Raw genomic sequence first — 21,545 nt, 5'->3', positions numbered from 1 at the left:
CAGCTTTCCGCTGAGATGCGGATACGAAAAAAATGAGGGCTATAGCATAAAGCGCTGGCGCCAACTGCGCCAGCGTTTGAAGGGGGTAAAACGCAGTTTTACGGCGCTAAACGGTCAATCGACCAGCCATTGCCGTCTCGTTGGTAAAGGAAGCGATCGTGCAGACGATGCTCGCCCCCCTGCCAGAACTCCACGGTGTGGAATTTGACGCGATATCCGCCCCAAAAACTGGGCAACGGCACCTCACCCTGCTGGAATTTCTGTTTCAACTCAAGGAACTTGCCTTCCAGCACACCGCGTGCCGAAATACGGCTTGACTGCTTCGACACCCAAGCGCCAATCTGGCTATCACGCGGACGGCTGCTGAAGTATTTCAGCACTTCCAGTGGCGACAGTTTTTCCACTTCCCCTAACACCATCACCTGACGTTCGAGAAAATGCCAAGGGAAGTGCAGCGAGATGCGCGGATTATCCGCCAACTGCAGCGCTTTGCGGCTACCGAGGTTGGTATAAAACACCATTCCCTGCTCATCGTAGTGTTTGAGCAAAACAATTCGCTGATAAGGCTGTCCACTGCTGTCTACAGTGGCGACGGTCATCGCCGTGGGATCCGGCAATTGCGCATCACACGCCTGCTTCAACCACTGTTCAAACAGTGCCAGAGGATTGTCTGGCAGATCATTACGTCGCAGCCCGCCGCGGGTGTACTCACGGCGCAAATGGGCAATATTTTGCAAGCTGTCACTGTCGCTCATGCTGATTCTCTTGGTTACTGGGCGGACGCATCCGCGTTTTGCAATTCACAGTCATTAATCACAATTTTATCATTACGTTCAACAAAGGCACCGTTACCTTTCGACCAGAAGACATAGGTTCCGTCACTGTAACGTGCCCCTGAGGCCGAAACGGTTTGCGTCAGCGTTAACGGTTTGCCATCCAGAATAAAGCTGACCTGCTGCTTCGCATTGTCGAGCGTGACGGTCAGCGGCAATGTGCCGCACTGATAGCGTAATGTTTGTGGGGTCTGTTCCTGTTTATGCAGCATACCGCAGCCGCTTAACATCACCAGACTTCCCAACAAAATAACCACTTTTTTCATGCTTAGCTCCTTAACGTGTTGCTCGGGCATTGGCCGGATAGATTGCACCCAATACGCTCATTTCACGTGCGCCCGTCACGGCGGGCAAATTGCCTGGTAAACCCGATAACGTGCGGTAAGCCAGCCAGGCAAAAGCCAATGCTTCCATATCATCACCGCTGATACCGGCTTCGTCGGTGGTCCCCACTTCCGTCCCCGGCAGATGCGCTGCGAGACGCGCCATTAACAGTGGGTTACGACCACCACCACCACAGACCAACAGGCGATCACAGCCATCATTGAGCTGTACCTGCTGCACAATGGTTAATGCCGTGAGTTCACAAAGCGTAGCCTGAACATCCTGGGGTGCCAGCGCGGGAAAACGCTGCAACTGGCGCTCAACCCAGCCAAGATTGAAATATTCACGTCCGGTACTTTTCGGCGGCGGTAATGCGAACCAGGGATCGTTTAACATGTTTTCAAGCAGTGCAGGCACCACTTGGCCACTGCGTGCCCAAACGGCATCTTTGTCGTAGGGCAGCCCTTTGTGGCGCCAAATCCACGCATCGATCAGCATATTACCCGGCCCAGTGTCAAAACCCCGCACAGGCTGGCCGGGTATCAGTAACGATAAGTTTGCAATGCCACCGATATTCAAGACCATGCGGCGCTCAACGCTATCCATTAACAGCGCCTGGTGGAACGCGGGCACTAAAGGCGCACCCTGCCCGCCTAACGCCATATCACGACGGCGGAAATCCCCGACTACCGTGACACCTGTCGCGGCAACGATTTGATTATTATCACCAATCTGCAGGGTGTTGGGTGCATCACTTTGCGGTTCATGCCATACAGTTTGCCCATGGCAACCGATGGCCATGATGTCGCTGGCTTCCAGCGATTCCTGTTGCATCAGCGTGAGCACAGCTTCGGCAAACAGCTTTCCCAACTGCGTGTCTAACTGGCCGAGCTGTGACAGCGTCAATGGCTGTCCCTGGCAGATGGCCAGCACCTGCTGACGAAGGGCCGGCGGCATGGGATGACAATAGCTGGCTTGCTGGGCCACCATGTGGTGATCAATGGCTGCCAGCACCACGTCTACGCCATCCAGGCTAGTGCCGGACATCACGCCGATGTAGCGTCCTGATTTCATAGCGGTTCCTTACCCACGCGTGAGACTTATCTTTAACTCTGTTTAGCTTGGCAAATAACAGCGGCTAATTCTATGATAAAATTCCGCTTTTCAACTGCGCAGCACACAGCAACGCAACACAAAAATATTTTCAGCACGAAATTGAATTTTTGTTGATGAGCGATAGTCTATGCTTCGCTTCAGCCGCGTAAAATTTGGACTTAGAGTCAATTGCCAGCTTTCTGTCTTATACTCAAGCAGTAGAGGACGAGAACATGGCGTTTTTTTGCATTAAGGAGCTTTCTGATGATTAAGCGTTTTGTAGCCGTGGCACTGACCGGCCTGACGCTGGCAGGTTGTGTCAGCAATGACACCCTTTCCGGTGATGTGTATAGCGCCAGTGAAGCCAAACAAGTACAAAGTGTTTCCTACGGTACTCTGGTATCCGTTCGTCCGGTTAAAATCCAGGGCGGCGATGAAAACAACGTAATTGGTGCCATTGGTGGTGCAGTACTGGGTGGTTTCCTCGGTAATACCATTGGTGGTGGCACCGGACGTAGCCTGGCAACAGCAGGCGGTGCGGTACTGGGCGGCGTAGCAGGTCAAGGCGTTCAGGGTGCAGTGAACAAATCCGATGGTGTTGAGCTGGAAATTCGTAAAGATGATGGCAACACCATCATGGTCGTGCAGAAGCAAGCGGCTACCCGTTACTCAGTGGGTCAGCGCGTAGTGATGGCTTCCAACGGCAGCCAAGTGACCGTTTCTCCACGCTGAGTGGGAAGATAAAAAAAACCGACGCCATGGCGTCGGTTTTTTTATTTCTCGCGGTTTTGTAACTCGAGAATGTTTTTTTCCAGTCTGGCAATCAGTGTCACCATCTGGTTGATCTCCTCCAGGCTGATGCCGGAGAGGATATCGTCCCGCGTGGCATCAATCACGCTTTCAACCTGTTCGATAATCGGCTCAGCCTGCTTGGTCAGCTTGATACGCTTAGCACGACGATCGTTGGCACAAGTCGCACGGGTGATTAACCCCTTCTCTTCCAGCTGATCCAACGTACGAACCAGTGAAGGCTGTTCGATACCGATCGCCTTCGCCAGCTGGATCTGCGACTGTTCTGGTGGAAGTTGATGAATATTGTGTAACGTCACCCAATGTGTCTGAGTCAACTCAAGCGGTTTCAAACGCTGATCAATCAAGGCACGCCAGATGCGAACCAAGCGGGACAAATCTGTTCCGAGGGGCGTATCCATTTCATCTCCTTATAATTAGCTTGCTAGCTATCTTGCCAGATTCTACACTATTCTGCGAGTTTACAGGACAAATTACAAATCTCAGGCTCGACGGCATCCTCACTCTACTACGCTCTCGTGAGGCAACCTGGGATAATGAAGGATGATGACACGTGTCGATAACCACACTTTCCGCCACCGCTCCGCTTACCGACCTGGTTTTCGGTGCCTCACTGCTCTTTCCCCCCCTGTTTAAAGCTGTGCTGCTGGGGTTCTTTTTCTGGTTGCTGATTCACCCTTTGCTACGCGGCTGGATGTACTCCGGTGACATCTGGCACCCCACGCTGATGGACCTTTCCCTGTTTGTTTTGTGCGTCACTGGCGCACTGTGGTTACTGAGCCTCGGATAAATCACCATGAAATTCAACCCATTTAAATACTTTTCCACTCTGGTGGTGTTTGCCCTGGCCCTGATTGCAGGGTGGTGGATGTGGAACTATTACATGCAATCGCCTTGGACACGTGATGGCAAAGTCCGTGCAGAGCTGGTCGATATCACGCCCGAAGTCTCTGGCCGTATCATTGAGTTGACCGTGCGAGACAACCAGTTTGTGCATAAAGGCGATACCTTATTAAAGATCGATCCGGTGCCTTGGCAGATAGCCCTCGACAACGCGGATGCACAGTTGTCTAAAGCCCAATCCGATCTGGCTAAGGCGCAGCACGAGGCCAACCGCCGCGCCAGTTTGCCGCGCAACGTGATCTCTGCTGAGGATATGGATGCAGCGCGACTCACCGCTAATGCCGCCACCGCCACCGCCAAAGCGGCGCAGGCTAGTCTCGATCAGGCTCGCTGGAATCTGCAACAAACCACGATTACCGCCCCCACTGACGGTTGGATCAGCAACCTGACGCTTCGTCCAGGGAATTACGCCACTGCCGGCACCCCGTTATTCGCGCTGTTGGATAGCCACTCATATTATGTGATGGGTTACTTTGAAGAGACGAAATTGCGCCATATCCGGCCCGGCGCAGACGCACAGATTGTGCTGTACAGCAATGGCACTCGACTTCAGGGTAAAGTAGAGAGTATTGGTCGGGCAATTTACGACCAAAGCGTGTCAACCGACAGCGGGCTGGTACCCGATATCAAACCCAATGTGCCTTGGGTGCGTTTAGCACAGCGCGTGCCGGTGCGAATTCGCTTAGACACCATTCCCGATGATGTCCCGTTGGTGGCGGGTACCACCTGCACCATTACTATCGCGCATTGAGGTCAGGATGAACCTGCAGTGGTTAGCATGGCAAAACCTGCCGTGGGTGAAAGCGACTGGCCCCCAATGGCGCTATGCGTTGCGCAACGCTATCGCGATGTGCCTGGCGCTGACCATCGCCTATGGGCTGCAACTCGATGAGCCTTACTGGGCCATGACTTCGGCGGCGGTGGTGAGTTTCCCAACCGTTGGCGGTGCGATCAGCAAAAGCCTGGGTCGCATCGTGGGTAGCCTGCTGGGTGCCACCGCTGCGCTGTTGATCGCCGGCCACACGCTGAATGAACCTTGGTTGTTTGCCTTCTTCATGTCCGCTTGGCTGGCATTCTGCACCTGGATTGCTAACCACTATCAAAACAACGTGGCCTACGCTTTTTCACTGGCGGGTTATACCGCTGCGATCATCGCCTTCAGCAGCGTGAACATTACGGATGTTACGCAGCTGTGGGACATCACCCAAGCACGCGTGTGCGAAGTCATTTCAGGCATTCTTTGCGCCGGGTTAATGATGATGATTTTGCCCAGCACCTCGGATGGCAACACCTTAATGACGTCGTTGCGACAGATGCACGCACGCCTGCTCGACCATGCCGTACTGCTGCTACAGCAGAGCAGCACCGACAACGTGCGCACCGCACATGAGAATGTCATAAGCCAGATTCTCACGATGAACCTGCTCCGTATCCAAGCCTTCTGGAGCCATTATCGCTATCGCCGTCAGAACAATGTGTTGAACTATGTGCTGCATCAGCAGTTACGTTTAACCAGCGTCCTTTCCAGTCTGCGTCGCATGCTGCTTAACTGGCCAGATGCGCCGCCAGAACTCTATCGCGCTATTCAGCAGTTACTGCATGAACTGGCGCAGCCGCAATGTGACAAATATCGTCTGGCACTGATTTTGCGCAGCGTGACCCCTCAGGCCACGGGGGATTTTCGACAACGCGCCTTTGTTCAGCGTTTGCGCTACTTCTGTTGGGTCTATTTGAATGTGAATCGTTGGATTCGCCTGATTGAGCGCGCGGATGCAGATACCCGTTTTCAACCGCCGTATGCGCCTTCACTGGCACGTGAAAGTGACAGTGCCGAAGCCAGCTGGAGCGCGTTGCGCACTTTTAGCGTGATCATGCTGGGCTGCGCGTTCTGGATTGGAACGCAATGGGACGTAGGTGCCGCCGCACTCACTCTCACTGCAATTGCCTGTGTGCTCTACTCTTCTGCCCCCTCACCCAGCGGCAGCGTGTCATTATTGCTGAAAACGCTGCTGTGGCTCTCGGTGTTTAGCTTCCTGCTGCAGTATGGGTTAATGGTACAAATCAGTGCGCTATGGCAATTTATGCTGCTGCTGTTCCCGCTGCTGCTCACCTTGCAACTTTTCAAGCTGCAGCAGAAAACGCGCGCGGGTATGTGGGGGCAATTTATCGTGTTTATGGGGTCGTTTATCGCCGTGACGAATCCGCCAGACTGGGATTATCAAAGCTTTCTCAATGATAATCTGGCGAAAGTGTGTGGGGTATTGCTGGCGTGGATGGCCTTTCAGGTTTTACGCCCGAGCTCCGACGCACGCCGCAGCCGTCGTCATATCCGTGCGTTACGCCATGCCTTCCTGGATCAATTGCGTCGTCATCCACGATTGAGTGAAAGCCATTTCGAATCGCAGATTTATCACCACATCAGCCAATTGAGTCAAAGCCGTGATGAGCAGGCGCGCGTTTGGCTACTGCGTTGGGGGGTGGTACTCCTCAACTGTTCACATATCGTCTGGCAGTTGCGCGATTGGCAGCCAGCCTCAGCCACTCTGGCGCAAGTACGCGACAGCAGTTTGCAAGATCTACAACGCATCATGAGCCTGCGTGGTGTACGCCATGCTTCACTACAGGCGACACTCGACGAGCTGGAAGCGATGATTGCGCAACTACAGCAACAGCCAGACAGTGAAACCAACACCCTCTCGGGCATCCTGTGGCGGCTGCGCTGCTCACTGGCACAATTGAGTCAGGCTGTACCTGATTGATTATTGGCAGTACTGCGTCATTTGGCGGTTAAAATCGTCTTGCAATTGCTGCAAGGTTTTCTGCCCTTCGAAGCGCGTTTTGTCCTGATCGGTCATCGGTTCAATCACCAGCGCTTTCTCTTCTGATGAATAAATGAAGCGACGATTAAGGGTTGTACCCGTAAAGCTTTTGCCCTGGATGCCACCGCATACGGTGGTCAATGTCCGATGAAACGTTTCTGTATGGGTAAAATTCGTTTCTGTGGCACTGCGTAGTACATTCTGGCAACCCTTGGCTTCTAACTGTTCAACCGTGTGCTGCGTTAACCATTCGCGGCCCCGCGCAATATTTTCACAGCTGGCGCGCAGCGGATTAGTATCGATGGTGCGCTGTAGCTGCCGGCTGGCATCTAACCTGAGTTGCGTATCGTTGGGTTGATCGCATCCTGCCAACAAAAAACATAACAGCAAAATCCCACGCGCTTTCATTCCGGCCCCTGAAAGGTTCTATTCCTGAATCAACATCATAGGATGGATAGCGCCCGGAGTGTAGCGGGAAAGTGGGTCAGAATTTTTCATCGACAAATGACAGGCGACAGAACATTCTGCCGCCTGCAAGATCAAATCACGCCACAGGCAAAACGCGCGCCACCTCCGCCCAGAGGTTGTGGATGGTCGGCATGGTTATCACCTCCGACATGCACCATCAACGCCTTGCCTTTAATTTCACTCAGCGATTTGATGCGCGGTGCGACGACAGGGTAATCGGCTTTCCCGTCATCAGTCACATAAAGAGCGGGCAGATCCCCCAAGTGACCATCGGCGTAGGGCCCAAGATGCTTGCCGGTATTTTGCGGATCAAGATGCCCCCCTGCCGCACCCGCCGCGACAGTTTTGCCATCCGAGGTGCCGGGTTCACAACTTCCTTTGGCATGCACATGGAAGCCGTGAACACCAGGTTTAAGCCCGCTCAACGCGGGTGCAAATTGCAGACCATACGGCGTTTCACTGATGGTCACTTTGCCAATCGAGGCACCAATACCTTGCGCCGTGACTTGATGCAGTGTGACCTCTTCAGAGGCGGCCTGCGCCCCCAAGGCCGTAGCCAATGCTACCGCGGCAATCAGGATTCTCTTCATAACGTCTCCTTACGGTTGAAATGCCTTGTAAGCCTGGACGGGAAAACGCCAGTCTGCCGTAATTTGACGTTGTTTTACGCTTCAGGGCACATCATAACCCAGCGCCGCTTTGCGAATACGGAACCACTGTTGGCGATTTAGCGTGAGTTGGCAGGCACCTACGGCTTCTGTGACGCGCGTGGTTTTACCTGAACCGATAATGGGCAATGGTCGGCTAGGCAACTTCATAACCCATGCATACACCACCTGGTCAATGCTGGAGGCACCAATTTCCTGCTTCACCCGATCAAGTTCATCACGCAAGGGTTGGTAGTGCGGATCGTTGAACAAACGTCCGCCCCCGAGACAAGACCATGCCATCGGTCGCATGCGCACCTGCTGGCACTGATCGAGTGTGCCGTCGAGAATACTGGACTGCTCAAGCGGAGATATCTCCAGTTGATTGGTGACAAGACTAAAGGGCAGACGCGACTGCAGCAGGGTGAACTGGCTTGGCGTGAAGTTAGACACACCAAAATGACGCACTTTGCCGCTTTGATGCAGCGCCATAAAGGCCTCGGCTATCTCATCGGCGTCCATCAGCGGATCGGGACGGTGAATCAACAACAGATCGAGATAATCGGTGCTGAAATGGCGCAAAGAGTTCTCGGCACTGTGCAGGATGTGGCTGGCTTCGGTTATGTAATGCCCGATCTGATGCTCGGGTTTAGCGCGCGTGGCAATGCCGCATTTGGTGACAATTTGCAGTTTTTCACGCAATGCCGGTGCCAGACGCAACGCATCGCCAAATGCGGCCTCACAGCCATAATCGCCATAAATATCGGCATGATCGACAGTGCTAATGCCGAGTGACAGATGGTGTTCAATAAAGGCGACAAGCTGTTGCGGTGTCATCCCCCACTCGAGCAAGCGCCAGTAACCAACAATCAATGGTGAAAAAGAGGGGCCCTGCGGAGCGATAGTTTGCGGTTGTAACATCGTTAAACTCCCTTGAACGCAAATGCGAAACCGGGAGTATAACGGAAAGACAAATCGTCGTTTTCTTAAAACAGTGACGGCTGTTCTGGATCATGATTCTCATCGATTTTTTGCTGCCGATGTAGACGTAGCCAACGCTGGCGGCACAAACGCAGTACATCTCGCTTCTGTGCATCGGTGAATTTCATCCAGTTAAAACGTTCTTCCCGGCTACGTAGGCAACCGCGACAATAACCGCGCGCATCACTCTGACAAATGCCGCGACATGGGCTGGGAACCGGGAAAAACTCTAATTGTTCGGCCACATCGACTCCGGGTTTAACAACAGGCTTCTTATTGATAACAGCTTGGCGATATTGTTCAAAGCCTATACGCAATTTGTCTGAATTTCACCCACCCAACGCTTCAGTCACGGATTTTTACCAATCATTTCCCTCTCTAATTCGCTGAATTGCTAGTGTTTAGCAAGTGTTAAGGTTTTCCTCATATTGAATTCATACGATTGTCACATTCCACCCAGTTATTGAGCCTTCATGAAATTGCCGATTAGACTCCAGTGCCATACCAGTAGCTTTAATCTGATTGCCGCCCTGTTTTTTACCTTAATACTCAACGCCTTGTTCTTGCTACGCGCATGGGAAATCATCCCCTATGATCGCTTGCATGACTATTTATTCGCGGCAAGTATCCCTGTGGTATTAGCCGCTGCGTTCTATTTGATCTTCTCACTGCTGGCCTGGCCCTATATCCGCAAACCGTTGCTGATTGTGTTGGTGTTGGCGAGTGCTGCCGCCAACTATTTCATGCATAGTTTTGGCACGGTTATCGACACCAACATGATTCAAAACGTGTTTGAGTCGGATGCACAAGAAGCAGGAGCACTGGTCAGCAGCAGCTATGTGGTGTGGATGATTCTGATGGGCATCGTGCCCGTTGCACTAATTTGTATGGTACGCATTAAAACCGGACAGCGCTGGTGGTGGAGTCTGCTACAGCGCTTAGCGGGCGCGCTGGGGGCTATTTTGCTCATTCTGCTGATGGCCGTGCTGTTTTATAAAGATTACGCTTCGCTGATCCGTAATAACAAAGGGTTGGTCAAAATGATCACGCCCGCCAATATTGTGAGTGGCACCGGTCACTACGTTGACGAACGTTATTTACAAGGTAGCCAGGCGCTGGTGAAAATCGGCCAGGATGCGAAGAAAGGCCCGCTGATTAGCACTGAGCAGAAGAAAACGCTGGTGGTATTAGTGGTGGGGGAAACGGGACGTGCAGAGAACTTTTCATTGGGCGGTTATGCCCGTGAGACGAATCCCGAATTGAAAAAACAGCAGGTCATCTATTATCCCGATGCCAGCTCATGTGGTACCGAGACCGCCATTTCCGTGCCCTGCATGTTCTCCAATATGCCACGTGAGCATTACGATGCTAATCTGGCCCATCATCAGGAAGGCGTGCTGGATATTCTGGCACATGCTGGCGTCAGCGTACTGTGGCGTGAAAATGATGGCGGCTGTAAAGGTGCCTGTGACCGCGTACCGCATACGGATATGACGCAATGGAAATTGCCTCAATATTGCCATGATGGCTTCTGTCTTGATGATGTTCTGTTGCATCGTTTTGATAACTATGTCGATAGCCTGCACAATGACGGCATTATCGTACTGCATCAGATGGGCAGCCACGGTCCGGCATACTACCAGCGCTATCCTGAGTCGTTTCGTCGTTTCACACCGACCTGTGACAGCAATCAGATTCAGGACTGCGATCATCAGGCACTGGTGAATACCTACGATAACTCGCTGTTGTACACCGACGACATGGTAAGTCGCACTATTGATAAGCTGAAAGCGTTAAGTGATCGTTTCAATGTGGCGCTGATCTATCTTTCTGATCATGGTGAGTCGCTGGGTGAACATGGGATGTATTTGCACGGTGCGCCTTATTTGTTTGCTCCTTCGCAGCAGACTCACATCCCCCTGCTAATGTGGATGTCGCCGGGCTATGCCGCCGCTTATCACATTGATGAGTCCTGTTTACGTCAGCAAGCTGCAAAAGAAAAAGTGTCGCAAGATAATCTTTTCCATACGGTTTTAGGCCTGTTCAATATCCAGACACAGGAATACCAACCCCAACTGGATATGATCAGATCGTGCCAAAATGCCGCTTAGCCATTGCATTAGACCGACCGGTCTAATATTCTGCTCGCCATGAACAAGACTGTGCAACGCAACGAAACCCGTGAACACCTGCTCGCTACTGGCGAGCAGGTTTGCCTGCAACGCGGTTTTACCGGAATGGGTCTGAGCGAAATGCTGGCGCTGGCGGAAGTGCCGAAAGGCTCGTTTTATCATTACTTTCGTTCGAAAGAAGCCTTTGGTGTCGCGCTACTGGAGCGCTACTTCAGCCATTATCTCGAGCAGATTGAACAGCAGCTTAACCAGCCGGGGCTTTCTGCGCGTGAACGATTGCTCAACCATTTCCGTTATGGTGAAACGCTGTTTATCGAGCAAGGTCATATAGTCGGTTGTCTTGGCGTGAAACTGTCGGCAGAAGTGTGTGATCTGTCGGAACCGATGCGTGATGCGTTACAGCATGGCGCCACGGCCATGATAGCGGCCTATGCGCGCTGTCTTACCGAAATGGCCGCTGAGCAAGAGCTACCCTTTGGGCAAACACCGCAACAACTTGCACAACGCTGTTATTTGTTATGGCTGGGTGCCAGTTTGCAGAGCAAAATTTCCCGTGAGCCAGGCCCTATCATTCTGGCACTCGAAACCATCGAACAGTGGCTAAGTGGCCACTGATTTTTAAAAACCTTAGTTTCTAGACGACCGGTCTATTACAGGAGTCATCATGGCGAGTAAACAACTGTTCTCCCCGCTTAAAGTGGGTGCGATTACCGTACCAAACCGCGTATTTATGGCCCCACTCACGCGTCTGCGTAGTATTGAGCCGGGCGATATCCCGACTCCGCTGATGGCAGAGTATTATCAGCAGCGCGCCAGTGCCGGTCTGATCATCACCGAAGCAACGCAAATCTCTTTCCAGGCGAAAGGTTATGCGGGTGCGCCAGGGTTGCACACCCCGGAGCAAATCGCCGCATGGAAACTGATCAACGAAAGCATTCATGCTGCTCAGGGTCACAGCGCCGTACAGTTATGGCACACCGGACGTATTTCCCATCATAGCGTACAGCCAGAGGGCAAAGCGCCCGTCGCGCCTTCAGCGCTGGAAGCCGGCACACGTACCTCTCTGCGTGCCGCTGATGGCACCGTCTATCGTGAAGATACTTCTTTGCCACGTGAACTGAGCGTGGCCGAGATCCAGCAAATTGTGAAAGACTTCGGCCAGGCCGCAGCCAATGCACGTGATGCGAATTTTGATTTGCTGGAACTGCACTCCGCGCACGGCTATCTGATGCATCAGTTCCTGGCTCCAGGTTCCAACCAGCGTACCGATGAGTACGGTGGTTCAATCCAGAAGCGTGGCCGTTTTGCGCTAGAAGTGGTGGATGCCGCGATTGCAAATTGGTCAGCCGATCGTATCGGTATCCGTGTGTCACCGATTGGAGCCTTCCAGAATCTGGAAAATGGCCCAGATGAAGAGGAAGCCGCACTGTGGTACATCGCGGAATTGGGCAAACGCGGGATTGCTTACCTGCACCTGTCCGAACCTGACTGGGCCGGTGGTCAGCCTTATAGCGATGCTTTCCGTGAAAAAGTGCGTGCCATCTTCCCTGGCGTGATCATTGGTGCCGGTGCTTATACTGTTGAGAAAGCGGATGATCTGATTGCGCGAGGGTTGATCGATGCGGTGGCCTTTGGCCGTGACTTCATCGCCAACCCAGATTTGGTGGCGCGTTTACAGCAAGACGCCCCTTTGAATCCACAGCGCCCTGAAAGCTTCTATGGCGGTGGCGCTGAAGGCTATACGGATTATCCAACGCTGTAATATGAAACTGCCGCACCGGATGTGCGGCAGTGCTGTTTCTTCAGGGCGTTAACTGGCTATACTTGATAGTCTTTGTCATTCCCTGATGACTTTTAAAAAGAGGATGTTATGCGTTTACTTCATACCATGTTACGCGTTGGCGATTTGCAGCGTTCAATCGACTTTTATACCCGTGTGCTGGGCATGCGCGTACTGCGTCAGAGCGAAAATACCGAATACAAATACACCCTGGCATTTGTGGGCTACACCGAAGAGAGTGAAGGTGCAGTGATTGAGCTGACCTACAACTGGGGTGTCGATAAATACGAGCTGGGCAATGCTTATGGTCACATCGCACTGGGCGTAGATAACGTTGCGGAAACCTGTGAACGCATCCGCAGTGTAGGCGGCAACGTCACTCGTGAAGCGGGTCCGGTTAAAGGTGGCACCACCATTATTGCGTTTGTAGAAGATCCCGATGGCTATAAAATCGAGCTGATTGAAAACAAACACGCCGGTCACGGCCTCGGCAATTAATGCCGTTTGTCAGCCTGCTAATTTGCAGGCTGACTTCCCTCTCCTGCTGCACCCTTCCGTAATTTTTGCCATAATGCGCGCTGCCCCATTTCTTGCTATGAGATCCTGATGTCTGATTCGAACGCCTTAAACGCTCTCCATCAACGTTTCCGTGGTTTTTATCCTGTGGTTATCGATGTCGAAACCGCCGGTTTCAATGCTCAAACCGATGCGCTGCTGGAAATTGCGGCCACCACGCTCAAGATGGATGAGGAGGGTTGGTTACACCGCGATGAAACGCTGCATTTTCATGTGGAACCGTTCGAAGGCGCGATTCTTAATCCCGCAGCACTGGCTTTTACTGGCATCGATCCCAGCAACCCGTTGCGCGGTGCCGTGAGTGAATATGAAGCGCTACATGCCATCTTTAAAATGGTGCGCAAAGGCACCAAAGATCATGGCTGTAATCGCGCCATTATTGTGGCGCACAATGCGACGTTCGATCTGAATTTCGTCATGGCAGCCGCTGAGCGCGCCAGCCTGAAACGCAACCCGTTTCATCCGTTTGCCACTTTTGATACGGCCGCATTGAGTGGGCTGGTACTCGGTCAGACCGTGCTCGCCAAGGCGTGTAAAGCGGCGGGAATGGATTTTGATAGTACCCAGGCACACTCCGCGCTTTATGACACCGAGCAAACGGCAACGCTGTTTTGTGAGCTGGTGAATCGCTGGAAACGATTAGGCGGCTGGCCGTTGGCGTTTACTGATGAACAGACGGAAGAAGATGACGCTTCATCTTGATTGATGACCAAAGAAAAGGCCGACAAATGTCGGCCTTCGCAATTATTCCGCTTCTTTGTACTTCTCAGCGGTTTCTTTCAGCAGCGGCTGCAGTTCACCACGCTGGAACATCTCAACGATGATATCGCACCCACCCACCAGCTCACCATCAACCCACAGTTGCGGGAACGTTGGCCAGTTAGCGATTTTTGGCAGTTCAGCACGGATATCCGGGTTCTGCAGGATATCCACATACGCGAAGCGCTCACCACAGGCAGAGAGTGCCTGCACAGCCTGCGCAGAGAAACCGCAGCTTGGCAGTTTCGGCGAACCTTTCATGTACAGCAGGATCGGATTTTCTGCGATCTGGCGCTGAATTTTTTCAACAGTACTCATTATTGCCTTCCTTAATGCTTCACTTCGTGTTTGTTTATTGTAGCGACTTCAGGCCCGCACTGAAAACGGGATTTTGCGTTCACGTCATGCCGATCGCCATGTTTGTTAAGTCCAGTCGCCTTAAATAACAATTTCATATCATTAGCAAGCATGAACAAATTAATAATTAGCAATAATTACGCTGCGTTAACCAGCTGAAATCGCTCATTTTCACGGCAAAAAAAGTTGAGTAACAGATTAATAGAAAAAGGCCTTACCTTTTAGAAAAAAAGTGGATTAGAATTGCTTCGGCGCTGATCGTTGATCAGATTTCTCTTACTTAGCCGCAGCCTGTTTCTCTACCAGACTGCTTAACCTGTAACCGGACTATGCGTTTACTGATTACGCTTTTCATACTGGCTTTCGCCCAACTGTTCTTTAATGTGGCTTCTGCCTCACCGCATGCACCCGTTAATGCCAGTTTGCATAATGCTGAGAAAAAAGGTGCGCGTGAAGATGAGCGCCGCAAGCGACGCCCGGTTAAAACAACGGCTAAGAAGTCTCGCCTGTCGTCCGTGCATAAGACCGTGCAGAAACTGAAGCTGAAAAAGCAAAGTAAAACTGAGACTGCGTTACATAAAACCACCCCCAAGAAAAGCCTGCTGAAATCCCCAGCTAAAAAGTACGGCCATCAACGTTTAGTTAAGAAGTTGCCTGAGTTGGATGATGAAACGCAGGAATTGACCGGCATCAGAATGAGCAAATCGCACCGCCAGCGTTATCAAAAGGCACGTGCTACTGCGATGAATAAATTGATGGGACAACTGGGTAAACCTTATCAGTGGGGTGGCACCTCACCGAATACCGGGTTCGATTGCAGCGGCTTGGTGTGGTACGCCTATAAAGATTTGGTCAAATACAAATTCCCACGCACTGCGAATGAAATGTATCACCTGCACGATGCGGCACCTATCAAGCGTCAAATGCTGGAGAAAGGGGATTTGGTGTTTTTCCGCATTAACAATCGCGGTGCAGCTGACCATGTCGGGGTTTATCTTGGCGATGGTAAATTTATTCAGTCGCCACGCACCGGCAAAGATATTCAGATTAGCGCATTGGGTGAGGATTATTGGCAAAAACATTATGTCGGCGCACGCCGCATGATGACGCCTAAAACCATTCGCTAGTTGTTGCGCAACACATAAAAAGCCGGATGCTTAATCAGCTCCGGCTTTTTTTATGCCATTTTTATTAGTGAAGAATGGCTGTAAAGCTAAAAGCAACAATCATTAACAGTGCGCCAACCGTGGTCATTAGCGCCAGTCTCAGGTCTGTACTCATCACTACTCCTTAGTCACACATTCATTAGGGTTAAAACAATTTTCGCACAGCGGTAGGCAAAAATCTCGTGTTATCCGCGCCAGCTTGCTAGAATCGCCGCCTTTCGTTGCGCAACCAATTTTGCGCATGCTGTATTTACAGCCTGCTGAAGTGATTTTCCCTGCCTGAACAGGCAGTATTGACCCGCATTTTCGGGCGCAAAAACCTTCGCAGACGCAAACGTTTAACCATATACTTATCAGTACGTTGCGGTAAGCCGGGGAGTACCTTTTTCATGGCAACAATTAAAGATGTAGCAAAGCGCGCTGGTGTCTCTACCACCACGGTTTCGCATGTCATCAACAAAACGCGTTTTGTCGCAGAAGAGACGCGTAACGCCGTCTGGGAAGCAATTAAAGAATTGCACTATTCCCCAAGCGCTGTCGCGCGCAGCTTAAAGGTGAATCACACCAAGACTCTGGGTTTATTGGCGACCTCCAGCGAAGCACCCTACTTTGCCGAAATCATTGAAGCGGTTGAGAACCACTGCTTCGAGCGTGGCTATACGTTGATTCTTGGCAACGCGCATAATGATTTACAGAAACAGCGGGCTTATCTCTCCATGATGGCGCAAAAACGCGTAGATGGTCTGCTGGTGATGTGTTCTGAATATCCTGATGATCTCCTGAAGATGCTGGAAGAGAACCGCAATATCCCTATGGTGGTAATGGATTGGGGCGCTTCGCGCGGTGATTTCACCGATACCGTGCAGGATAACGCTTTCCACGGCGGCTATCTGGCGGGACGCTACCTGATAGAACGTGGTCATCGCGATATCGGCGCTATACCGGGCCAGATGGAGCGTAACACCGGTGGCGGTCGCCATGCTGGCTTCATGCAGGCGATGAATGAAGCCGGAATCACTGTGCGCCCAGAGTGGATTGTGCAAGGTGACTTTGAGCCAGAATCCGGTTACCAGGCCATGCAGCAGATTCTCAATCAGAAACAGCGGCCTACCGCCGTCTTCTGCGGCGGCGACATTATGGCAATGGGGGCAATTTGCGCGGCCGATGAAATGGGCTTACGCGTACCGCAGGACATTTCAGTGATTGGCTACGATAACGTGCGCAACGCGCGTTACTTCACACCCGCGCTGACCACCGTGCACCAGCCAAAAGCACAGTTAGGGGAAAAAGCACTCGAGATGCTGTTGGATCGTATTACCAGCAAGCGTGAAGAGCCACAAACCATTGAAGTGCAGCCAACATTGATAGAGCGCCGCTCGGTAGGCGATGGCCCATTCCGCGACTACCGCCGCTAAGCCCGATTTTCGCTGAGCCATTCATGGTTCAGCGTTTCGGCATCCCCAAGGTAAGCCAGCAACCACGCGAGAGCCGGTGAAGCGCGCTGTTCTGACCAACTGACGCAGCAGGGACTTTCTGGAAACGGCTGCGGAAGCGTTAATTCAACCAGCGATCCCTTGTCCAGTAAGGGGCGTGCCAAATGCCCTGGCACCATGCCTACGCATAAACCGGCTTGCAAACAGTCCATGCCGGTTTCCCACTCCGGTACCACTAAGCGCCTCTGATTATCCAGCGTCCAGGTCATACGCCGCGGAAGTGCGCGGGAAGTATCTTCTAATACCAGTGACGGCCATGCGCGCAAGCTCTCATCATCCAAGGCTTTACTGCCAACCAATGGGTGGTCAGGACTGACAACGCAACGCCAGTTCAGGGCGCCCATGTCCTGAAACGCAAAACGCCCGCCGACCGGAATCGCCTGCGTCGCACCAATCGCGACATCGACACGGCCATCAGCCAGGGCATCCCACACGCCGTTAAACACTTCATAACTGATGATCAGCTCCATATCCGGGAAGTGGCGATAAAAGTCCTTGACCAACTGACGTGTGCGCTGCGGTTTTACTATGCAATCCACTGCAATACTGAGTTGTCCACGCCAGCCATTGGCCAATTGCTGACACTGCCTACGCGTGGCCAGCATTTTTTTGATAACAGACCGCCCTTCCCGTACAAAATGCTCACCTGCTGGGGTTAACACGACCTCCCGATGTTGACGCTCAAACAGCGGAACGGCAAGCCACGTCTCAAGCTGACGCACGGTATAGCTGACCGCAGAAGGTACGCGGTGTAATTCCTGCGCGGCGGCACTAAAACTGCCACTGCGCGCCACCGCATCCACCACTTCTAGCGCATATTCAGACCACATGATTTTGCCTTCAAAAATTTTAACAGCAGAATGCAAATATTAGCGTTTCACAAAGCGTGACGCACTCTTTTACACTCCCCGGCGTTCACTCTGCCGTATGAGAAAAATTATGTTGTCGTCAAAAGCGTTTATGCCGTACCTGGCCGTGCTGAGTATGCTCGGCTTCCTTGCCACCGATATGTACTTACCCGCCTTTGGCGATATGCAACGCGATTTCGCCACCGCACCCGGCACCATCAGCGCCAGTCTGAGTTTATTTCTGGGTGGATTCGCCTGTGCGCAGGTGTTTTGGGGGCCACTGTCGGACCGCTTTGGCCGCAAACCCATTTTGCTGGCAGGTTTAGCCATCTTTGCGCTGGGTTGTTTGGGTATGTTGTGGGTAACGGACGTCAATACGATGCTGGTACTGCGCTTTGTGCAGGCTGTCGGTGTTTGCGCAGCGGCCGTGAGTTGGCAGGCACTGGTGGTGGACCGCTACCCAACAGCGCAAGCCAATAAAGTCTTTGCTACGATTATGCCCTTAGTGGCGCTCTCGCCCGCTTTAGCTCCTCTGCTCGGTGCATGGCTGATGGGACATTTCCATTGGCGCAGCATTTTTGTTGTGCTGACTCTCATCGCGGTTTTGCTCTTGATCGGCACCCTGCAACTGTCCAACCCAAAAAATGAAAAAACCGAGCTGAGTGCGCAACCCAGCTGGCTGAATGTGCTGGCTAATCGTCTTTACAGCGGCAACGTGCTGATCTACTCCGCCTGTTCGGCCAGTTTTTTTGCCTGGCTTACCGGGTCGCCATTTATCCTGGCTTCTGCGGGGTTAACGCCTGCGGATATCGGTTTGAGTTACATTCCGCAAACTATCGCATTCTTGATCGGTGGGTTTGGCTGCCGAGCACTGCTTAATCGTTATCAGGGTGCCCAGCTCCTGCCTTGGCTGCTGGTGCTTTATAGCCTGAGTATTTTGAGCTTGTTTGTCGTGGCATTGACACCTGAGCCTTCGCTGGCTGCGCTGCTCCTTCCTTTCTGCGGCATGGCGCTGGCGAATGGTGCTATTTATCCTATCGTGGTTTCCAGCGCACTGGCGCCCTTCCCCCATGCTACGGGTAAAGCCGCGGGATTACAGAATCTCCTGCAACTCGGTTTATGCTTTATCGCCAGCTTGATCGTCTCCGCTGGCTTGCAGCAAGCGCTGTATAACACCACCCTGGTCATGGTCGCTACCGTGGTACTTGCGTGGGCGGGCTTCATCTGGCAGCGCAGCCTAAACGCACAAAGTGATATTGCTCACAACTCCCATCCTTGCGAAGATAATCACTGACGAAATGACTTTCGTTAGCAAACTAACGATAACTCGTTGAATATTGACCCACGTGAGCATATACTCAGTGGGTCAGCATTTCTGTAACAAATCAATAACATAATTGCATCAATTTTAAGCGACTCTGTCGCTGGGATGGCGTCTGCACGATCTTCCACTCGTGATTTGTGCCAGACATTTCTATTCAGATTCATACCTCTGTAAAACGTCGGATATATGGCGCACGGATTTACCGTGAGTTCTCTCACAGGCCTGGAGAAATTGACTATTCTTTTCTCAGGTTTAAATCGGAAAGGTGATGGAGAAGCTATGAGTTCATCGTGTATAGAAGAAGTGAGCCTTGAAGAAAACCACTGGTTTCGCATCGTCAACGAATTATTGGAACGCGCTGATGTTGCTATCAATGGCACACGCCCCTGGGATATTCAGGTAAAACATCCAGACTTTTTCAAGCGTGTCCTGCAAGAAGGATCGCTAGGTTTAGGTGAAAGTTATATGGATGGTTGGTGGGATTGCGAGCAATTGGATATGTTTTTCCATCGCGTTCTCAAACACCACCTGGATAAACAAATCCCCCGTCATTTTAAAGATACGTTGCGTATCGCCGCAGCGCGTTTAACTAACCTGCAATCGAAGAAAAGAGCCTGGATTGTTGGCAAAGAACATTACGATCTCGGTAACGATCTTTTTTCGATGATGCTCGATCCTTTCATGCAATACTCCTGCGGCTATTGGAAAGACGCTGAGACGTTAGAACAGGCGCAACACGATAAACTGGATATGATTTGCCGCAAACTGCAGCTAGAACCGGGCATGACACTGCTTGATATCGGTTGCGGCTGGGGTGGTCTGGCAGAATTTGCCGCACGCAATTATGGCGTTAAGGTCCACGGCGTCACCATTTCTGCCGAGCAGCAGAAAATGGCACAACAGCGTTGTGAAGGTCTTGATGTCACCATCTTGCTCCAGGACTATCGCGATCTGAATTTGCAATTTGATCGTATCGTCTCAGTGGGTATGTTTGAGCATGTGGGGCCGAAAAACTATGCCACTTACTTTGAAGTTGCCGACCGCAACCTCAAACCCGAAGGCATATTTTTACTGCATACCATTGGTGCCATCACCACCGATATGAACGTCGACCCATGGATTGATAAATATATCTTCCCCAACGGTTGCTTACCCTCAGTGCGCCAGATTGCTGATGCCAGTGAAAAGCATTTCATTATGGAAGATTGGCATAACATCGGGGCCGATTATGACACGACCTTGATGGCTTGGTATGAGCGCTTCCTGGAGGCATGGCCTCAGCTTTCAGAGAAGTACGGTGACCGCTTTAAACGCATGTTCACTTATTATCTCAATGCCTGTGCGGGTGCATTTCGTGCGCGTGATATACAGCTTTGGCAGGTGGTGTTTAGCCGTGGCAAAGAGGGTGGATTACGGGTTGCCCGCTAATCCCTAGCCCGAGGAACAAAGGCGCCCGAGGCGCCTTTTTTAATGGCTGTTATTCTGCATCATCCGCATGTGCGATGGCCGCAGCGGCAGCTGCTTCACGTTGGGCCAGTACGCGCTCAACCGTTTCCACAATCGCCTGCGTATGCGGATCGATCTCGATATTGACCTTGTGGCCCAGTTTCTTCGCGCCTAACGTGGTGCGCTCTAGCGTTTCGGGGATGAGATGCACACAGAATTTGCTTTTGGTCACATCACCCACGGTCAGACTGATGCCATCAATACCGACAAAGCCTTTATGCAGGATATATTTGATTTGCGAGGCATCCTGCAATTTAAACCAAACTTCACGGTTATTTTCTGACTGAATAATTTTGCAAATTTCAGCGGTGGTCATAATATGGCCGGACATTAAATGACCGCCAATTTCATCGCTAAACTTCGCCGCGCGCTCAATATTCACCACGTCACCCACCTTTAATTCTCCAAGGTTGGTGATGCGTAGTGTTTCTTTGATCAAATCAAAGCTCACACAATCGCCTTCAATGGCGGTGACGGTCAGGCAGCAGCCGTTATGCGCAACGGATGCACCCAATGCCAACCCCGGCAACAGCTCTTCCGGCAAGCGCACAATGTGAGTGCGAAACAGTTCTTTTTCTTCAACGGCAATAATTTCGGCCGTGCCCTGCACAATTCCAGTAAACATAATTTCAGCCTTAGTGAAGTTTGTGCCAGTTTATCACAGCTTACTCGGCAGCGTTTAATTTGCCGGAGTTCAAACTTTACACAAATAGCTTTACAAAAT

The 21,545-nt window shown here is 51.8% G+C and carries 25 protein-coding genes; 13 read left to right on the top strand and 12 right to left on the bottom strand.

What is annotated here, in order from left to right; all coding sequences use genetic code 11:
* Positions 1 to 98: 98 nt before the first annotated feature.
* Genes pdxH through anmK form a run of 3 tightly spaced genes read right to left on the bottom strand, consistent with a single transcriptional unit; the run spans position 99 to position 2,231 of the window.
* Positions 99 to 755, bottom strand: a complete 657-nt coding sequence (pdxH, locus tag F3J38_RS25980; protein WP_167143974.1) for a pyridoxamine 5'-phosphate oxidase — start codon at positions 753 to 755, stop codon at positions 99 to 101.
* A 14-nt stretch (positions 756 to 769) separates the two neighbouring features.
* On the bottom strand, positions 770 to 1,099 hold the full coding sequence (locus F3J38_RS25975) for an MliC family protein (protein ID WP_167143971.1): 330 nt from the start codon (positions 1,097 to 1,099) through the stop codon (positions 770 to 772).
* Positions 1,100 to 1,109: 10 nt separating this feature from the next.
* Positions 1,110 to 2,231 carry an anhydro-N-acetylmuramic acid kinase gene (gene anmK / locus F3J38_RS25970; RefSeq protein WP_167143968.1) on the bottom strand — a complete coding sequence of 374 codons (1,122 nt, stop codon included), beginning with the start codon at positions 2,229 to 2,231 and terminating at the stop codon, positions 1,110 to 1,112.
* Positions 2,232 to 2,516: 285 nt separating this feature from the next.
* Between anmK and slyB the strand changes: the two genes are divergently transcribed.
* A complete protein-coding gene (gene slyB / locus F3J38_RS25965) occupies positions 2,517 to 2,984 on the top strand; it encodes an outer membrane lipoprotein SlyB (protein ID WP_167143965.1) in 468 nt (155 codons plus the stop codon).
* Positions 2,985 to 3,025: 41 nt separating this feature from the next.
* Here the strand turns inward: slyB and slyA are convergent, their stop codons facing one another.
* On the bottom strand, positions 3,026 to 3,463 hold the full coding sequence (gene slyA, locus F3J38_RS25960; RefSeq protein WP_167143963.1) for a transcriptional regulator SlyA: 438 nt from the start codon (positions 3,461 to 3,463) through the stop codon (positions 3,026 to 3,028).
* A gap of 152 nt (positions 3,464 to 3,615) precedes the next feature.
* Between slyA and F3J38_RS25955 the strand changes: the two genes are divergently transcribed.
* From F3J38_RS25955 to F3J38_RS25945, 3 genes are read left to right on the top strand one after another with little or no spacing between them, the layout of a single operon-like run.
* On the top strand, positions 3,616 to 3,852 hold the full coding sequence (locus F3J38_RS25955) for a DUF1656 domain-containing protein (protein WP_167143960.1): 237 nt from the start codon (positions 3,616 to 3,618) through the stop codon (positions 3,850 to 3,852).
* 6 nt (positions 3,853 to 3,858) lie between these two features.
* Complete coding sequence (locus F3J38_RS25950; RefSeq protein ID WP_167143957.1) at positions 3,859 to 4,716, top strand: efflux RND transporter periplasmic adaptor subunit; 858 nt, start codon at positions 3,859 to 3,861, stop codon at positions 4,714 to 4,716.
* Positions 4,717 to 4,723: 7 nt separating this feature from the next.
* Positions 4,724 to 6,724 carry an FUSC family protein gene (locus tag F3J38_RS25945; RefSeq protein ID WP_167143954.1) on the top strand — a complete coding sequence of 667 codons (2,001 nt, stop codon included), beginning with the start codon at positions 4,724 to 4,726 and terminating at the stop codon, positions 6,722 to 6,724.
* Here the strand turns inward: F3J38_RS25945 and F3J38_RS25940 are convergent, their stop codons facing one another.
* From F3J38_RS25940 to F3J38_RS25925, 4 genes are all read right to left on the bottom strand, one after another.
* On the bottom strand, positions 6,725 to 7,192 hold the full coding sequence (locus F3J38_RS25940) for a hypothetical protein (RefSeq protein WP_167143951.1): 468 nt from the start codon (positions 7,190 to 7,192) through the stop codon (positions 6,725 to 6,727). It lies immediately after the preceding gene.
* A 131-nt stretch (positions 7,193 to 7,323) separates the two neighbouring features.
* Positions 7,324 to 7,842, bottom strand: coding sequence for a superoxide dismutase family protein (gene sodC / locus F3J38_RS25935; protein WP_167143948.1), 519 nt, complete (start codon positions 7,840 to 7,842; stop codon positions 7,324 to 7,326).
* Positions 7,843 to 7,923: 81 nt separating this feature from the next.
* Entirely contained in the window at positions 7,924 to 8,820 is an 897-nt protein-coding gene (locus tag F3J38_RS25930; RefSeq protein ID WP_167143945.1) for an aldo/keto reductase, read from the bottom strand.
* Positions 8,821 to 8,885: 65 nt separating this feature from the next.
* Positions 8,886 to 9,125: a DUF1289 domain-containing protein gene (locus tag F3J38_RS25925; protein ID WP_167143942.1), complete on the bottom strand. Its 240-nt coding sequence runs from the start codon at positions 9,123 to 9,125 to the stop codon at positions 8,886 to 8,888.
* 228 nt (positions 9,126 to 9,353) lie between these two features.
* Here F3J38_RS25925 and eptA point away from each other — a divergent pair, with 228 nt between their 5' ends.
* The 5 genes from eptA (at position 9,354) to rnt (ending at position 14,070) form a co-directional block, all read left to right on the top strand.
* Positions 9,354 to 10,991, top strand: a complete 1,638-nt coding sequence (eptA, locus tag F3J38_RS25920) for a phosphoethanolamine transferase EptA (protein ID WP_167143939.1) — start codon at positions 9,354 to 9,356, stop codon at positions 10,989 to 10,991.
* Between the two features lie 39 nt (positions 10,992 to 11,030).
* A complete protein-coding gene (locus F3J38_RS25915) occupies positions 11,031 to 11,627 on the top strand; it encodes a TetR/AcrR family transcriptional regulator (protein ID WP_167143934.1) in 597 nt (198 codons plus the stop codon).
* Between the two features lie 49 nt (positions 11,628 to 11,676).
* Complete coding sequence (locus F3J38_RS25910; protein ID WP_167143931.1) at positions 11,677 to 12,774, top strand: alkene reductase; 1,098 nt, start codon at positions 11,677 to 11,679, stop codon at positions 12,772 to 12,774.
* 108 nt (positions 12,775 to 12,882) lie between these two features.
* A complete protein-coding gene (gene gloA / locus F3J38_RS25905; protein WP_167143928.1) occupies positions 12,883 to 13,290 on the top strand; it encodes a lactoylglutathione lyase in 408 nt (135 codons plus the stop codon).
* Positions 13,291 to 13,398: 108 nt separating this feature from the next.
* Complete coding sequence (gene rnt / locus F3J38_RS25900; RefSeq protein WP_167143927.1) at positions 13,399 to 14,070, top strand: ribonuclease T; 672 nt, start codon at positions 13,399 to 13,401, stop codon at positions 14,068 to 14,070.
* A 42-nt stretch (positions 14,071 to 14,112) separates the two neighbouring features.
* Here the strand turns inward: rnt and F3J38_RS25895 are convergent, their stop codons facing one another.
* Positions 14,113 to 14,448 (bottom strand): Grx4 family monothiol glutaredoxin, encoded by a 336-nt coding sequence (locus tag F3J38_RS25895; RefSeq protein WP_197063369.1) that lies wholly within the window; start codon positions 14,446 to 14,448, stop codon positions 14,113 to 14,115.
* A gap of 365 nt (positions 14,449 to 14,813) precedes the next feature.
* Between F3J38_RS25895 and F3J38_RS25890 the strand changes: the two genes are divergently transcribed.
* On the top strand, positions 14,814 to 15,611 hold the full coding sequence (locus tag F3J38_RS25890; protein ID WP_167143924.1) for a C40 family peptidase: 798 nt from the start codon (positions 14,814 to 14,816) through the stop codon (positions 15,609 to 15,611).
* A gap of 64 nt (positions 15,612 to 15,675) precedes the next feature.
* Here the strand turns inward: F3J38_RS25890 and cydH are convergent, their stop codons facing one another.
* Positions 15,676 to 15,765, bottom strand: a complete 90-nt coding sequence (cydH, locus tag F3J38_RS25885) for a cytochrome bd-I oxidase subunit CydH (RefSeq protein ID WP_167143921.1) — start codon at positions 15,763 to 15,765, stop codon at positions 15,676 to 15,678.
* Between the two features lie 274 nt (positions 15,766 to 16,039).
* Here cydH and purR point away from each other — a divergent pair, with 274 nt between their 5' ends.
* Positions 16,040 to 17,065, top strand: a complete 1,026-nt coding sequence (gene purR / locus F3J38_RS25880) for an HTH-type transcriptional repressor PurR (protein WP_167143919.1) — start codon at positions 16,040 to 16,042, stop codon at positions 17,063 to 17,065.
* On the opposite strand, the gene punR is transcribed toward purR, so the two are convergent.
* The gene (punR, locus tag F3J38_RS25875) at positions 17,062 to 17,973 is read right to left on the bottom strand and encodes a DNA-binding transcriptional activator PunR (RefSeq protein WP_167143916.1); all 912 of its coding nucleotides are present in this window, start codon (positions 17,971 to 17,973) and stop codon (positions 17,062 to 17,064) included. The two genes, purR and punR, sit on opposite strands and share 4 nt — an antisense overlap.
* 109 nt (positions 17,974 to 18,082) lie before the next feature.
* Here punR and punC point away from each other — a divergent pair, with 109 nt between their 5' ends.
* Positions 18,083 to 19,285: a purine nucleoside transporter PunC gene (gene punC, locus F3J38_RS25870; RefSeq protein ID WP_167143913.1), complete on the top strand. Its 1,203-nt coding sequence runs from the start codon at positions 18,083 to 18,085 to the stop codon at positions 19,283 to 19,285.
* A 309-nt stretch (positions 19,286 to 19,594) separates the two neighbouring features.
* On the top strand, positions 19,595 to 20,743 hold the full coding sequence (gene cfa, locus F3J38_RS25865) for a cyclopropane fatty acyl phospholipid synthase (RefSeq protein WP_167143996.1): 1,149 nt from the start codon (positions 19,595 to 19,597) through the stop codon (positions 20,741 to 20,743).
* A gap of 49 nt (positions 20,744 to 20,792) precedes the next feature.
* On the opposite strand, the gene F3J38_RS25860 is transcribed toward cfa, so the two are convergent.
* Positions 20,793 to 21,446, bottom strand: coding sequence for a riboflavin synthase subunit alpha (locus tag F3J38_RS25860; protein ID WP_167143910.1), 654 nt, complete (start codon positions 21,444 to 21,446; stop codon positions 20,793 to 20,795).
* Positions 21,447 to 21,545 lie beyond the last annotated feature (99 nt).

The organism is Candidatus Pantoea formicae, from assembly GCF_011752625.1.
Classification (GTDB): Bacteria; Pseudomonadota; Gammaproteobacteria; order Enterobacterales; family Enterobacteriaceae; genus Pantoea; species Pantoea formicae.
Note: the sequence above shows the minus strand (reverse complement) of the source record. Positions and strands in the feature narration are given on the sequence as shown.